The sequence below is a fragment of the Silvimonas soli genome (assembly GCF_030035605.1).
GTDB lineage: Bacteria > Pseudomonadota > Gammaproteobacteria > Burkholderiales > Chitinibacteraceae > Silvimonas > Silvimonas soli.
This window is the reverse complement of sequence record NZ_CP106736.1, coordinates 1,738,412-1,752,694: the sequence shown is the minus strand read 5'-3', so window position 1 is coordinate 1,752,694 and position 14,283 is coordinate 1,738,412. Positions and strand designations below refer to the sequence as shown.

At 58.7% G+C, this 14,283-nt stretch carries 11 protein-coding genes; 7 read left to right on the top strand and 4 right to left on the bottom strand.

The genetic code is table 11. The annotated features are described in order from the left end of the window. Positions 1-98 precede the first annotated feature (98 nt). Complete coding sequence (gene metK / locus N7220_RS08080; RefSeq protein WP_283150945.1) at positions 99-1,268, bottom strand: methionine adenosyltransferase; 1,170 nt, start codon at positions 1,266-1,268, stop codon at positions 99-101. An 82-nt stretch (positions 1,269-1,350) separates the two neighbouring features. Between metK and N7220_RS08075 the strand changes: the two genes are divergently transcribed. Together N7220_RS08075 and N7220_RS08070 are read left to right on the top strand one after the other, a co-directional pair. Then, positions 1,351-2,223, top strand: a complete 873-nt coding sequence (locus N7220_RS08075) for a lysophospholipid acyltransferase family protein (protein ID WP_283150944.1) — start codon at positions 1,351-1,353, stop codon at positions 2,221-2,223. Next, positions 2,220-3,095 carry an LpxL/LpxP family acyltransferase gene (locus N7220_RS08070; RefSeq protein WP_283150943.1) on the top strand — a complete coding sequence of 292 codons (876 nt, stop codon included), beginning with the start codon at positions 2,220-2,222 and terminating at the stop codon, positions 3,093-3,095. Before N7220_RS08075 ends, N7220_RS08070 begins: the two co-directional genes overlap by 4 nt. 48 nt (positions 3,096-3,143) lie before the next feature. Here N7220_RS08070 and N7220_RS08065 read toward each other — a convergent pair whose 3' ends face one another. Further along, positions 3,144-3,527, bottom strand: coding sequence for a SirB2 family protein (locus N7220_RS08065; protein ID WP_283150942.1), 384 nt, complete (start codon positions 3,525-3,527; stop codon positions 3,144-3,146). A gap of 101 nt (positions 3,528-3,628) precedes the next feature. On the opposite strand from N7220_RS08065, the gene N7220_RS08060 reads away from it, so the two are divergent. The 3 genes from N7220_RS08060 to N7220_RS08050 are packed head-to-tail and all read left to right on the top strand — an operon-like array spanning position 3,629 to position 5,501. Next, a complete protein-coding gene (locus N7220_RS08060) occupies positions 3,629-4,414 on the top strand; it encodes a pseudouridine synthase (protein WP_283150941.1) in 786 nt (261 codons plus the stop codon). A 29-nt stretch (positions 4,415-4,443) separates the two neighbouring features. Then, positions 4,444-4,758: an MliC family protein gene (locus N7220_RS08055; protein WP_283150940.1), complete on the top strand. Its 315-nt coding sequence runs from the start codon at positions 4,444-4,446 to the stop codon at positions 4,756-4,758. Then, the gene (locus N7220_RS08050) at positions 4,758-5,501 is read left to right on the top strand and encodes a TlyA family RNA methyltransferase (RefSeq protein WP_283150939.1); all 744 of its coding nucleotides are present in this window, start codon (positions 4,758-4,760) and stop codon (positions 5,499-5,501) included. The genes N7220_RS08055 and N7220_RS08050 overlap by 1 nt, the downstream gene beginning before the upstream one ends. 30 nt (positions 5,502-5,531) lie before the next feature. Here N7220_RS08050 and N7220_RS08045 read toward each other — a convergent pair whose 3' ends face one another. Beyond that, on the bottom strand, positions 5,532-5,942 hold the full coding sequence (locus tag N7220_RS08045; protein ID WP_283150938.1) for a VOC family protein: 411 nt from the start codon (positions 5,940-5,942) through the stop codon (positions 5,532-5,534). A gap of 169 nt (positions 5,943-6,111) precedes the next feature. On the opposite strand from N7220_RS08045, the gene N7220_RS08040 reads away from it, so the two are divergent. Together N7220_RS08040 and pbpC are read left to right on the top strand one after the other, a co-directional pair. After that, positions 6,112-11,799: an alpha-2-macroglobulin family protein gene (locus tag N7220_RS08040; RefSeq protein WP_283150937.1), complete on the top strand. Its 5,688-nt coding sequence runs from the start codon at positions 6,112-6,114 to the stop codon at positions 11,797-11,799. Continuing rightward, positions 11,789-13,963 carry a penicillin-binding protein 1C gene (pbpC, locus tag N7220_RS08035; protein ID WP_283150936.1) on the top strand — a complete coding sequence of 725 codons (2,175 nt, stop codon included), beginning with the start codon at positions 11,789-11,791 and terminating at the stop codon, positions 13,961-13,963. Before N7220_RS08040 ends, pbpC begins: the two co-directional genes overlap by 11 nt. Positions 13,964-14,067: 104 nt before the next feature. On the opposite strand, the gene N7220_RS08030 is transcribed toward pbpC, so the two are convergent. Then, positions 14,068-14,226 carry a hypothetical protein gene (locus N7220_RS08030; protein WP_283150935.1) on the bottom strand — a complete coding sequence of 53 codons (159 nt, stop codon included), beginning with the start codon at positions 14,224-14,226 and terminating at the stop codon, positions 14,068-14,070. Between the last annotated feature and the right edge of the window lie 57 nt (positions 14,227-14,283).

The following is a 14,283-nucleotide window of genomic DNA, read 5'->3' as shown; positions in this document are numbered from 1 at the left end:
AGATTGATGACCATGGCTGCCACAAGGTACCGCGCCCACATGTGGCCAAATAAAAAACGGGGCTGAATCGCCCCGTTTTTTAACTCACCAGCCGTTGTTTACAAGCCTGCATCCGCGCGCAGCGCTTCGGCCTTGTCGGTGCGTTCCCAGCTGAAATCCGGCTCTTCGCGGCCAAAGTGACCATACGCGGCAGTGCGTGTGTACACCGGGCGCAGCAGATCCAGCATTTGCACAATGCCCTTGGGGCGCAGGTCGAAATGCTTTTTGATCAAATCAACGATTTGTTCATTGGACAGCTTGGAAGTGCCCCAGGTATCGACCATGATCGAAACTGGCTTGGATACGCCAATCGCGTAGCTGATCTGCACCAGACACTGCTTGGCAATGCCCGCAGCGACAATATTCTTGGCGACGTAACGACCGGCATACGCAGCGGAACGATCCACCTTGGATGGGTCTTTACCCGAGAACGCGCCGCCACCGTGTGGTGCTGCACCGCCGTAGGTGTCGACGATGATCTTGCGGCCAGTCAGACCGCAATCGCCCATCGGGCCACCAATCACGAAACGGCCAGTCGGGTTGACCAGATATTTCGGGTTGTTTTGCAGCCATTCCGGTGGCAACACCGGCTTGATCACTTCTTCGATGACCGCTTCGGTCAATTGCGCGTGCGAGACATCCGGATGATGCTGGGTCGACAACACAATTGTGTCGACGCCAATCACCTTGCCGGTATCTGCATTGTATTTGAGCGTGACTTGCGATTTGGCATCCGGGCGCAACCATGGCAGACGGCCATCTTTACGCAGTTCGGACTGGCGCTGCACCAGGCGGTGCGCGTAGTAAATGGCGGCTGGCATCAGTTGCGGGGTTTCGTCGCAAGCGTAGCCAAACATCAGACCCTGGTCGCCCGCGCCTTGATCCAGATCCATGCCCTGGCCTTCGTTCACGCCTTGGGCGATGTCGGGCGATTGCTTGTCGTACGCCACCAGCACCGCGCAGGTTTTGTAGTCAAAACCGATGTCGGAATGGTCGTAGCCGATGCGCTTGATGGTGTCACGCGCAATCTGGATGTAATCGATATTGCCGGTGGTGGTGATTTCACCCGCCAGGACCACAAGGCCCGTATTTACCAGTGTTTCCGCAGCCACGCGCGCGTACTTGTCCTGTGCCAGGATCGCGTCGAGAATGGCGTCGGAAATCTGGTCTGCAACCTTGTCCGGGTGTCCTTCGGAGACTGACTCAGAGGTAAACAGGAATTCACTCATGGGCTATATGGTCCTTTAATGCCATGTCTGTAATGGTTGAAAGTCGCTAGAATCCGGGTTTTGCCCGAAAGGTTATCCACACATGCTTGTGCGCTTGTTCAGACCACTTGCATATATTCCATTATGCATCCTGCAAGCCGTTGGCTTTGCATTGGGCTGGGTCGCGTGGTGGACTTCCCCGACTTATCGCCGCCGGCTCGATGACAATGCGAGGCGGGCAGCGCAATTTGATACAACCATAGATTATATCCGATTAAGGCGCTCAAGTATTGCCGAGCACGGCAAGGGCGCTATGGAACTGCTGGCGGCGTGGCTGCGCAAGCCGCAGCACGTATCAAATATGGTCAAGCGTACGCAAGGCTGGGAGCACGTTGAAGCCGCCTTGCAAAAGCCGGAGCCCATCATTTTTGTGTCGCCGCATCTGGGTGGGATCGAAGTGTGTGGCGTGTATCTGGGCTGGAATATCCCGCGCATCATGGCAGCGCTGTATCGACCGCCCAAGATCAAATGGCTGGAACCCATGATGCTGGCAAGCCGCGATCGGGCCAATGGTCGCGCGGCACCGGCCAATGCCCAGGGCGTGCGCCTGCTGCTGAAAACCCTGCGTGAAAAGCAGACCATCTATATCCTGCCGGACCAGGCGCCGGGGGCGGGTGATGGCGCATGGGCACCGTTTTTCGGGCATCGCGCTTATACCATGACGTTGCTGCCGCGGCTGGCGCGCAGCAATAAGGCGACGGTACTGTTCTGTTTTGCCGAGCGCTTGTCGTGGGGGCGAGGTTACGTGATTCACGTTGAACCAATGCAGGGCAGCTTTAATGGCGAACCTGCGCGCGACGCCGCTTTGCTCAATCGCAATCTGGAACGGCTGATTTTAAAAGCCCCGGCTCAGTATCTGTGGAGCTATAACCGTTACAAGAGTCCGGCCGGTGCGCCGGAGCCGGAGTCTGAATGAGTTTTCCCGCCCGTTTGCTGGCTGCGTTTTTCTGGCTGCTGCATTTATTGCCGTTTACTGTGCTGCGCTGGCTGGGTGCGGCGTTGGGCAGCTTGCTTTATCTGGTGGCCGGAAGACGGCGGCGCATTGGCATGACCAATCTGCGTCTGTGTTTCCCGGAATGGACCGACGCCCAGCGTAGCAAGGTCATCCGTGAGCACTTCCGCTTGCTGTCGACCTGCCTGCTCAGTTACGGCGTGCTGTGGTTTGGCTCGAAAAAGCGGGTAGAGAAACTGGTCCGTCGCGAAGGCTACGAGCACTATCTGGCCGTACAGGACCAATCGATCATTCTGCTGGCACCGCATTTTATCGGGCTGGATTACGGTGGTATCCGCCACACCATTGATCACTGGGGTGCCAGCATGTATTCGGCATCGCACCAGAACCCGATGGATGAGTTGCTGCTCATGGGTCGCAGCCGCTTTGGCAAGCCACTGCTGATCAAGCGTAACGATGGCATCCGCGCCATTGTCAAAGCACTGCGCCAACACACGCTGCCGTTCTACTACCTACCTGACCAGGATATGGGCCCGAAGGAATCTATCTTTGCGCCGTTCTTTGGCATTCCGGCGGCGACGATTCCGGCGTTGTCACGCTTATCGCAACTGGGCCGAGCGGTGGTGGTGCCCATGATTACGCGGCTGGAAAAAGACGGTTTCGTCACGCGTTATTACCCGGCGTGGACCGATAATTTTCCATCTGACGATCTGCTGGCCGATACCGCACGCATGAACCGGTTTATTGAGGACCGGGTGCGTGAAATCCCGGCGCAGTATTACTGGCTGCACCGGCGCTTCAAAACCCGGCCCGAAGGCGATAAGTCGCCGTATTGATGCGGGCGGCGCAAGGTGGATTGGTTTTGCCAAACCCACCTTGCCGAACTACATGAATGGCAGCGGATTGCGGGTAATGGCCACGCAGATAATCCACGCAAACACTGCCAGAGCCGCAATCAAAGCGAGTACCCGCGTGCGCTTGGTACGGCCACGTTTCAGCGCGATTGTCCCTAATACGATGTATATCACCAGTCCGATCAGTTTGGCCGTCAGCCACGGTTGCTGCCCCGGATATTGGTGGCTGATGATCACCAGCGTAACGCCAGCGAGGAGCAGCACGCTGTCGACCACGTGGGGCGTAACTTTCAGCCAGGTGGACTGCAGGCGCGGCGAATTGGCCAGCATCAGGCTGCCGCGGAACACAAACAGCAGACCGGAAAGAGCCACGCACAGCATGTGGATATGCTTGATTGCCAGGTAATACACCATGTTTTCTCCGTGTTTTGGGGCGCGGCGCGCAGTTGATGCCTACAATTCTGGTATTCTGCCGGGTTCGCTTGCAGGCGGCCAGTTACAGGGAGATGAACACCATGACCGATGAATCGACGCCAGACGTTCCCGAGCAGGGCGCGACCGCGCCAGACGAATCGATGCGCCTGTCCAAGCGCATGGCCGCACTGGGCATCTGCTCGCGCCGTGAGGCCGATGACTATATAGAACGCGGCTGGGTTCGTGTGGATGGCGTGGTCGTCAACATTCTGGGCAGCCGCGTATTGCCAGGCCAGGAAATCACGCTGGATAAACCGGCGCAGCAAGCGCAGGCCAACCGCGTCACCATCCTGATCAACAAGCCCGTTGGCTTTGTTTCGGGTCAGGCCGAGCGTGGTTACAAACCGGCTTCCGTGCTGGTGACGCTGGATAACCACTGGGATGGCGATCTCTCCGGCGTGCGCTTTCACCCGCAACATCTGCGTGGTCTGGCGCCGGCTGGGCGTCTTGATATCGACTCGGTGGGCATGCTGGTCCTGACACAAGATGGCCGCGTTGCCAAAACCCTGATCGGCGAGGACTCTCCCGTCGACAAGGAATACCTGGTTCGCGTGGCAGGTGCTTTGTCGGAAGAAGGCTTGCGTTTGCTCAATCACGGTCTGGAACTGGATGGTGCGGCGCTCAAACCGGCCAACGTGACTTGGCAAAACAAGGACCAACTGCGCTTCATTTTGCGCGAAGGTAAAAAACGCCAGATCCGCCGCATGTGCGAACTGGTCGGTTTGCGCGTAGTCGGGTTGAAGCGGATTCGCATTGGTAATGTGCGTTTGGGTCAGTTGCCGCCCGGCAAGTGGCGTTATCTTGCCGCGAACGAGCATTTCGACTAATCCGCATTTTTGCTGATCAGGAGAACGCCATGTTGCATCTCGCCCAAAAAGCCCTGGTCACCGGCTTGCTGGCGCTGCCCGCGCTGGCTTGGGCCACGCCAGAGCAAATCAATGGTCGCTACGAATGCGCTAACGGGCAGGCTTTTACCGTGCAATCGAATGCCGAAATGTCCCACGTGCGGATTCGCTATGCCTATCGCATTCTCGACCTCGCGCAAACGCCAGTGGCCTCTGGCGCGGCTTGGGGCGATGGCGAATGGCTGTGGCATAGCAAAGGTGCAGACAGTTTTCTGGAACACGACGGCAATATGATTGCTTTCGAATGTCATAAAGTGGCCGATTGATGCAGCGAATCGATTTGCTGCTGGTCAGTCTCGGTTTGGCCTCGTCACGCACCGCTGCACAGGGTTTGCTTGAGGCCGGGCGCGTGGCCGTGGAAGGCAAAACGGTCACCAAGGCTAGTCTTAAGGTGTTCGATGATGCCGCCATCACGGTTATTCCTGATGCGGCGGATCGCTTCGTTTCACGCGGCGGTTTAAAGCTGGCGGGTGCGCTGGCCCATACCGGACTGGATGTGACTGGCATGCTGGCGCTGGACGTGGGCATCTCTACCGGCGGCTTTACCGATTGCCTGTTACAAGCAGGTGCGCGCCGGGTGGTGGGGGTGGAGGTGGGGCATGACCAGTTGCATCCGCGTTTGCTACAAGACCCGCGCGTGCAGCAATTTGAAGGCGTCAACGCCCGTCATTTGAACGCCGAACTGATCGCTTCTGCGCTGGATGCTGCAATTGACCTGGTGGTTGGCGATGTCTCGTTTATCTCGCTGACGCTGGTTTTGCCGGCCATTGCCAGCGTTATCGATTCGGGCGCGCGACTGCTGTTTCTGGTCAAACCGCAATTTGAAGTCGGGCCGCAAAAAGTGGGTAAAGGCGGCATCGTGCGCGATGAGTCCTGCTATCCGGAAGTCGAACAGAAGATTCGTTCTGCCGCGCACGCCGCCGGCTTTACGGTACTGGATTACCTGCCCAGCCCGATTGCCGGCGGCGACGGTAACCGCGAGTTTTTCATCTACGCGGTATACCGCTAACGCACAGCCCTCCTGGCTACTGGCGACGGCTTATTGATCCGTGCAGTTGATCATCCACGGCGTGCCGAACTTGTCTTTTACCATGCCAAAACCTTTGGTCCAGAACGTGGGGCCAAATGGCATGGTTATCTGGCCGCCATCAGCCAGCGCGTTGAAATAGCGCTCACCTTCTTCCACCGTATTGACATTCAGCGAGAGCGTGAAGCCATTCTTCTGGGCCGTGGCGCGCTCGGGCGTACAGTCCATGGCCATAAGCTGTGTATCGCCTATCGAAAAGTTCGAATGCAGAATCTTTTCAGCCCACGCCGGGTCAGTGGCTTGATCCGCCGGAGCCTCCTTGTAGCGCACCACATATGTGGTCTTGCTACCCAATGACTGGCTGTAAAACGCCAGTACTTCTTCGCAGTTGCCGTTGAACGTGAGGTAGGTCTGAACTTGCATGGGAATGCTCCTGTAGCAATAAGGAAATGTGCACCCGGTTGGGTTGGGTTGCGACCATATCGACCGTGAATTTTCTCAAACTTGCCAAGTTAAATGCAACAAATCGTAAGTTTCTGCCAAAATCGGGAAAGTATAAAAATCGATCAACCGCTTCCCGCCGATAAAAATCATGCTGACATATTGTCGCTCTGCCCTGTTTTTAATTGCCATCGCCGGGGTGCAAGCTCAAGCGGCCACGGTTTCTTCCTTCTCTCCACAAAATGAAGTCCGCGAAGTCCAGCAGGTGCGCGCGACTTTTTCCGCCCCGATGATCCGCATGGGCAGCGTCGGGGCGGCTGCACCATTTGATGTCGATTGCGCGCAAAAGGGTGACGCGCACTGGATTGATGACCAAACCTGGGTGATGGATTTTCCGCAAGGCTTGCCGGGCCAGACTGCCTGCCGTTTCAATGTTAAGCCCACGCTCAAGACATTGGCGGGCGAAGAGATAACCGGCACGCGGCAGTTCCGTTTCACCACAGGGCCGTTGGCGGTAGTGGAAAGCGCACCGGATAGCGGCAGCGAGATCGACGAAGACCAGACTTTTGTCTTGCGTTACAACGGCAAGATCACCGGTCCAATTCCTCTGTTTTGCCAGGTAGAAGGCTCACCCGAGCGCCTGCCAGCCCAGCGTATCAGCGCTGCCGACAAAGCCACCCTGATCAAGCATCTGGATTGGCAAAAACAGGCGGCCAATATTGATGCTATCGATTGCGGCCAGCGTCTGCCCGCAGGCAAGAAAGTAAAACTGGTGCTGGAACGCCCGGGTAGCAAAGAAAAACAAACGCTGGATTTCACCGTGCGCGAAGCGTTTGCCGCATCATTTACGTGTGAGCGCGAAAGTGCCAAGGCGGCGTGTATTCCGCTGCGCCCGGTCACGCTACGGTTCTCGGCACAGGTACAGCGCAAGCGGGCCGAGCAAATTGTGCTGCAAACGCCCGATGGCGAACGCAAACCGGATTTCGGCCGCGACAGCGGCGGCACCGTTTATGAAGCCACTTTCAAGCCGCCGTTCTCGCCCAGCGCCGCCTTCAAAATCAAATTGCCGGATGGTTTTGTTGATGAGAACGGTCGGGAATTGACCAACCAAGCGGCCTTCCCGCTGGCTTTCAGTACTGCACTGGCACCGCCTCTGGCCAAGTTCGCCGCTGCGCCGTTCGGCATTGTGGAACTGAATGCCGATCCGGCCATTGCCGTGACCTTGCGGGACGTTGAAGCCGACCTCAATGTGAAACAGATTCAGGTTGGGGTGGATAGCCTGACTGTCACTGATGACCAGTCCATGATGACCTGGCTGGCCAAAGTGCAGAATTGGCACGAGTCCTACGCGCACATCAAGGGCAAAGATGTTGAAACGCGGCGCCTGAGCTTGTTGGCAGGGCAGAAGGGCGTCCAAAGCATGCCCGTCCCGACGTCGCCAGACAAAAACGGTAAATGGCCATTCTCGGTGGTCGGCATTCCGGCCAAAGAACCGGGCTTGCATGTGGTAGAGCTGCAATCGCGCCTGTTGGGTAAATCGTTGCTGGGGCTGGAAGCGCCGATGTACGTGCGCACCGCTATGTTGATCACCAACTTGGGAGTACATCTGAAGCGGGGGCGCGAAAACGCTGCGGTGTGGGTGACCACGCTGGATCGGGCGCAGCCGGTGGCCGACGCGCAAGTCAGCATCTATGACTGTCGCCGCACTTTGCTGTGGCAAGGCAAAACCGACAGCAAAGGCGTAGCCAGTATTGATCATGCGCTGGAGGAATACGGCAACTGCCCGGCCGGTTCGCTTGATGGTCTGTTTGTGACCGCACGCAAGAAGGATGCCCAAGGGCGCGACGACGTGTCGTTTGTGCGTTCTGGCTGGAATCAGGGCATTGAATCCTGGCGCTTCCCGGTGCCGACCGACATGAGTCCGCAGCCCTCGGTCCGCGCGACCACGGTGTTTGATCGCCCGTTGTTCCGCGCTGGCGAAACGGTTTCGATGAAGCACTTCATGCGCGTGGAAACCAGCAAAGGTCTGAGCCTGCCGCGCGCGAGCCAGTTGCCGGACCAAATGGTGATTACCCATGATGGCAGTGGGCAGTCGTTCAAATATCCACTGACGTGGCGCCAGGGGCGCTATGCCGAATCGACCTTTGCCATTCCCAAAACCGCCAAGCTGGGGATGTATTCGGTCTCGCTGACCCGCAAGCCCAATCGCGGTGAGGGCGACAAAGGAGAGGCCAGCATTGATCGCGATGGCATCACGCTTTACACCGGCACCTTCCGGGTGGAAGAGTTCCGGCTGCCGGTGATGCGTGGTCAGCTCTCGGCCGACGCCAAAACCACAGCTGCCCCGACCAGCGTGCCGCTGAACGTGTCGCTCTCTTATGGCACGGGTGGCCCGGCCAAGGGCTTGCCGATTCAGGTTAGCGCCATGCTGCGCGACCGTTATGACCGGGTTGAGGGCTACGACAACTTCAGCTTCTCCGCGCCGGAAACCGCGCGTGGGGAGCAGCAGAAATCGCTCGATGGCAAAGTGGTGCTGGATAAATCCGCGCTCACGCTAGATGCCAACGGCAATGCCAAGACCGCCGTGAAAGATCTACCCAAGCTCGACCGTCCTTACGACATGGTGATGGAAGCCACCTACGCCGATCCGAATGGCGAGGTACAAACACTCTCGCGCACGGTCGCGCTGTGGCCGAGCGCAGTGCGCATCGGCCTGAATGTGGACGACTGGGTTTCGGTGGGCAAGAGTGCCGGGCTCAAAGCGGTGGTGCTCGATACCAATGGCAAACCGGTGGTCGGGCGTAATGTGACCGTCAAAGCCGTGGAACATGAGTATCTTTCCAGTCGCAAACGGTTGGTGGGCGGCTTTTATGCCTACGATCACCAGGAAACCACTAAAGATCTGGGCAACGTTTGCGATGGCAAAACGGACTCGCGTGGCTTGGTGTTCTGCGACATCTCGCTCAAAAACGAAGGCAGTATTGAGTTGATTGCCCAGACCGATGATGGCGCCAGCCATCCGGCCAGTGCCTCACAACGCATCTGGGTCACGCGCGAAGGTGAGATGTGGTTTGACGTCGACAACAACGACCGCATCGACGTTTTGCCAGAAAAAACCAGCTATCAACCTGGCGATACCGCTCGCTTGCAAGTCCGTATGCCGTTCCGCAAAGCCACAGCTTGGCTGGCGATTGAGCGCGAAGGTGTCATTGAAACCCGCGTAGTGGAGCTGAGCGGTAAAGACCCGTCGATTGATCTGAAAATAGAACCGCAATGGGCGCCGAATGTGTATGTATCGGTGCTGGCAGTTCGTGGCCGGGTGCGCGAAGTACCGTGGTATTCCTTCTTTACCTGGGGCTGGCGTACGCCGCTGGATTGGTGGGATGCCTTCCGCAACGAAGGACGTGACTATCAAGCACCGACGGCAATGGTCGATTTGTCCCGGCCTGCCTTCAAATATGGCATGGCTGAACTCACCATCGGCACCGCAGGCCACAAACTGGCGGTGACAGTAACGCCGGATAAACAAACCTATTCGATCCGCAAAACCGCCACGGTGAAGGTTCAGGTCAAGCTTCCCAACGGTCAACCTGCACCGGCTGGCTCGGAAGTAGCGTTTGCCGCGGTGGATGAAGCCTTGCTGGAACTGCAGCCGAACACTAGCTGGGATTTGCTCACAGCCATGTTGCAACGACGCAGCTACGGCGTAGAGACCTCTACCGCGCAACTGCAAGTGGTGGGTAAACGCCACTTCGGTCGTAAAGCGCTTGCACCGGGCGGCGGTGGCGGTTTCGCACCAACGCGTGAACTGCTGGATACGTTGCTGACATGGCAGCCCCACGTGGTGCTGGATAAAACCGGTAGCGCCACCGTGACCGTACCGCTGAACGACGCGCTGACCCGCTTCAAGCTGGTAGCTGTGGCGGACAGTGGTGATGCGTACTTTGGCACTGGTTCGGCCAGCATTACCGTGACGCAGGATGTGCAGATCACCTCCGGCATTCCGCCACTGGCGCGCTCGGGCGATCAGGTCGACGCCGGTATCAATATCCGCAACGGCTCAAGCCGCGTCATGACCATGCTGGTCGAGGCGCAAGCTGCAGGCTTGCCACCGTTGAATGCGCAAACCGTGCAGATTCCCGCCGGCGAAGCGCGTGAGGTGAAATGGCCGGTGACGGTGCCAGCAGGTATCTCCAGCCTGCAATGGACGCTCTCGGCCAAAGAGCAAGGGGGCGAGAAGGCACAAGACAAGCTGGCCTTCAAACAGGATATTGAGCCAGCTACACCAGTGACCGTACAACAAGCCACCTTGCGCCAGATTACCGGTGAAGTATCGATCCCGGTCGGTTTGCCACAAGGGGCCGAGCCGGGGCGTGGCGGGGTGTCGGTGCAATTGCAGGCTAAACTGGGCGGCGATATGCCCGCCGTGCGCGACTGGTTCTTGCGCTATCCATATTCGTGCCTGGAACAACGCTCGTCCATTGCCATTGGCTTGAACGACAAAACCCGCTGGGATGCCATCATGGCTGACCTGCCCAGCTATCTGGATGCCGATGGTCTGGCGCAGTATTTCCCGGTGCAGGAGGGCAGTCGCTCCATGGGCAGCGATACGCTTACTGCATATTTGCTGGCGGTTTCCAACGACGCAGGCTGGAAGATTCCCGATGACTCGCGCGAACGCATGCTCACGGCCTTGACCAATTTTGTTGAGGGCAAGCTCAAGCGTGATCTGTGGATGCCGCGTGACTCGGGCGATGCTCGCCGTCTGGCCGCGCTGGAAGCATTGTCTCGCTATGGTCGGGCACTGCCACGGCAACTGGATACGCTCACCGTGCAGCTCAATAGCTGGTCGACCGGCATGGTGATCGACTGGATGTCGCTGTTGCAGCACATGCCGACCGCACCGGATCGCGCCGCCAAACTGGCGCAGGCCGAGCAGCTATTGCGCGGACGACTCACCTATCAGGGCACGCGCATGGTGTTCTCTACTGAGCGCGACGATTACTGGTGGTGGCTGATGGGCAACGCCGATGTGAACTCTGCCCGCCTGGTGCTGGTGGCCAGCCAGATGCCGACCTTCAAAGACGACATGCCACGTCTGCTGACCGGCTTGCTGGGCCGCCAGGAACGCGGCGCCTGGTGGACGACCAATGCCAATGCCTGGGGCTCGCTGGCGGTGCGGCATTTCAGCGCGCAATTTGAAAGCCAGCCGGTCACTGGGCAGGTCAATCTGGCGCTGGGTAACAGCAAGCAATCGGTGACGTGGCAGTCCGCCTTGCCGCCCAAGGTGGATTTGCCGTGGCCCGCCAACGGCCAGGGCACGCTGGGGCTGACGCAACAGGGCACCGGCTCCCCGTGGGCAACAGTGCAGGTTTCAGCGGCATTGCCGCTCACCGCACCGCAAACCGCCGGTTATCGCATCAAGAAAACCGTCACGCCGGTTGAGACCAAAGTTGCCGGTCAGTATTCGCGCGGCGATGTGGTGCGGGTGAAGCTGGAGATTACTGCCCAAGCCGATATGACCTGGGTAGTGGTCGATGACCCGGTGCCGACTGGCGCCAGCATTCTGGGCAATGGACTGGGGCGTGATTCGCAAATTGCCACGCAGGGCGAGCAGCAATCTGGCGATGCATGGCCAGCCTATGTGGAACGCCGCTTTGCCGGATATCGGGCTTATTACGAGTACATCCCGCGCGGCAGCTTTACGGTGGAATACACCATGCGGCTGAATAACACCGGCACCTTCAAATTGCCGCCGTCGCGGGTTGAGGCCCTGTATGCGCCCGATGTCTTTGGTGCTGCTCCCAATGCGGTGTTCAAGGTGAACGATGCACGCTGATCGATGGGCTGCGCGGCTGGCGCTTGTGCTGGCGCTGGTCGCCGCCCCTGCTTTGGCGCTGCCGGATTTCCAGTCAGTGAAATCCGGCTGGCGCTCGTCAGATGTGATTTTGCTGGATCGCACCGGCCAGCCATTGCAGCGGGTCCGCGTCGATCAGGCCGTGCGCAAGCTCGACTGGGTGACCCTGCCGGAAATCTCGCCGGCCATGCGCCAGGCGCTGGTGTTGTCGGAAGACCGCAACTTCTATCAGCACAGCGGGGTCGATTGGTCCGCCGTGGCGGCAGCCAGTTGGGGCAATTTGTGGAACAGGCGCACGCGCGGCGCCTCCACCTTGACCATGCAATTGGTGGGTTTGCTGGATGACGATCTCAAGCGCGGAACACAAGGGCGCTCACTCACCCAAAAGGTACAGCAGGGAATTTCGGCACAATGGCTGGAACACAGCTGGACCAAGGCCGAGGTGCTGGAGGCTTATCTCAACCTGGTGAGTTTTCGCGGTGAGATTGTCGGGCTGGACGCACTCTCGGCCTCGCTGTTTGAGAAGTCGCCATCCGGTCTGGATGCGCATGAATCGGCCATTGCGGTGGCCTTGATCCGTGCGCCCAATGCGGCTCCTCCCAAAGTAGCCCAACGCGCTTGCGGCATCTTGCACGACATGGGCCGCAAAGAGGGTTGTGACCAGATCGCGGTAGAAACGCAGATCGCCTTGGCGCGCCATGGCAATGGCTATCAGCAAGATGAACAACTGGCCCCGCACTTTGCCCGCAAGCTGCTGGCACGCTCAAAACTACCGCCTGGTGTACCGATCCGGACCACGCTGGATGCCAATCTGCAGCGCTTTGCCACCGAAACTTTGCGGCGGCAGCTGACTGAACTACGCCAGCGCAACGTGGAGGATGGCGCGCTGGTGGTGCTGGATAATCGCAGTGGCGATATCCTGGCGTGGGTAGGTTCCAGCGGCGATTTATCCAAAGCGGGCGCGGTCGATGGCGTGACCTCGCTGCGCCAGGCCGGCTCTACGCTCAAGCCATTTCTCTACCAGATCGCCCTGGAAGGACATTGGCTCACTGCCGCATCGCTACTGGACGACAGCCCGCTGGACCTGCAAACCGCCAGCGGATTATATGCGCCCCAGAACTACGACAAGGATTTCAAAGGCCCAGTGTCCGCCCGTACCGCGCTGGCCTCTTCGCTCAACACGCCTGCTGTGCGCACCATCGAGATGGTTACGCCCAACCGCTTGCGTGAGCGTTTGTACGCGCTCGGGCTGACCAGCTTGAATGAATCCGGCGATTATTATGGATACAGCCTGGCGCTGGGTGCGGCTGATGTGCGGCTGCTGGATCTGGCCAATGCCTATCGCACCTTGGCCGATGGTGGTCTGCAGAACCCGACCCGTTGGCTGAGCGCAGATCCCAAGCCACAAGCGGTGCGTTTACTGGATGAAAAAAGCAGCTTCATCATTGGCGATATCCTGTCCGACCGAACCGCCCGCGCCCGCACTTTTGGCCTGGAAAGCGCGCTAGCTACGCGGTTCTGGACTGCTGTTAAAACCGGCACCAGCAAGGATATGCGGGATAACTGGGCGGTGGGTTACTCGCAGCGCTATACGGTGGCGGTGTGGGTTGGCAACGCCAGCGGCGCGCCGATGTGGGATGTCTCCGGCATGCACGGTGCCGCGCCGGTGTGGCTGGAAGTGATGGGCCGCCTGCATGCCAATACGCCATCGCGTCCGCCGACTGCGCCTGTTGGTGTCGAGATGCGGCAGGTTCGCTTTGAAAACACAGTTGAAGCCAGTCGCCGCGAGTATTTTCTGCCGGGCACCGCCCGCGATGTGGTGTACGCAGCCGATGCAGATCAGCGCGCCAAACCGCAAGGCATCAGCAATCCGGTTGATGGCTCGGTTTACGCGCTGGACCCGGATATTCCACCGGCTAATCAGCGTGTGGTATTTCGGGCCGATGGCGTCGGCCAACCGCAGTGGTGGCTCAACGGCAAACCGCTGGGTAAAGGCAGTGCGCTGGCATGGTTCCCGATGCCGGGGCGGCATGTGCTGGAGCTGCGTGACAATCGCAAAGTGATCGAGCAAGTCCATTTTGAAGTGCGCGGCGCATTTCTGAAGCAAAGCCCGCCTGGAAAGAAGGCGGCGAAACGGCAGAGTTAGCATTTGGCTGTGTGTTATTGGAAATAAAAAAAGGCTACCCTGGCGGTAGCCTTTTTTATTACGGGCCTGTTGTGAGCGGATGCTGCGGCCTTGAGTGGTTCTTGTTAGTTGGTGCTGTCAGGCGCCGGTTTGGGCATAGGGTGACGCATCACGCCATTGGCACCGCCTTGGGTTCCGCCAGCACCCACGCCGTCAGCCAATACGCTGCCTGCAGTCAAACCGGTAAATGCCAAAACCACAAGAGACACGATGAGACGTTTCATGATGATTCTCCTTGCTGGTCAAAAAGGAGGGCTGTTGTGGCCCTTGTTATCATCTAC

Coding starts and splice junctions, on each gene's coding strand:
- metK (WP_283150945.1), bottom strand. CDS start 1,268: ATGAGTGAATTCCTGTTTACCTCTGAGTCAGTCTCCGAAGGACACCCG.
- N7220_RS08070 (WP_283150943.1), top strand. CDS start 2,220: ATGAGTTTTCCCGCCCGTTTGCTGGCTGCGTTTTTCTGGCTGCTGCAT.
- N7220_RS08050 (WP_283150939.1), top strand. CDS start 4,758: ATGCAGCGAATCGATTTGCTGCTGGTCAGTCTCGGTTTGGCCTCGTCA.
- N7220_RS08060 (WP_283150941.1), top strand. CDS start 3,629: ATGACCGATGAATCGACGCCAGACGTTCCCGAGCAGGGCGCGACCGCG.
- N7220_RS08030 (WP_283150935.1), bottom strand. CDS start 14,226: ATGAAACGTCTCATCGTGTCTCTTGTGGTTTTGGCATTTACCGGTTTG.
- N7220_RS08055 (WP_283150940.1), top strand. CDS start 4,444: ATGTTGCATCTCGCCCAAAAAGCCCTGGTCACCGGCTTGCTGGCGCTG.
- N7220_RS08040 (WP_283150937.1), top strand. CDS start 6,112: ATGCTGACATATTGTCGCTCTGCCCTGTTTTTAATTGCCATCGCCGGG.
- N7220_RS08045 (WP_283150938.1), bottom strand. CDS start 5,942: ATGCAAGTTCAGACCTACCTCACGTTCAACGGCAACTGCGAAGAAGTA.
- pbpC (WP_283150936.1), top strand. CDS start 11,789: ATGCACGCTGATCGATGGGCTGCGCGGCTGGCGCTTGTGCTGGCGCTG.
- N7220_RS08075 (WP_283150944.1), top strand. CDS start 1,351: ATGCTTGTGCGCTTGTTCAGACCACTTGCATATATTCCATTATGCATC.
- N7220_RS08065 (WP_283150942.1), bottom strand. CDS start 3,527: ATGGTGTATTACCTGGCAATCAAGCATATCCACATGCTGTGCGTGGCT.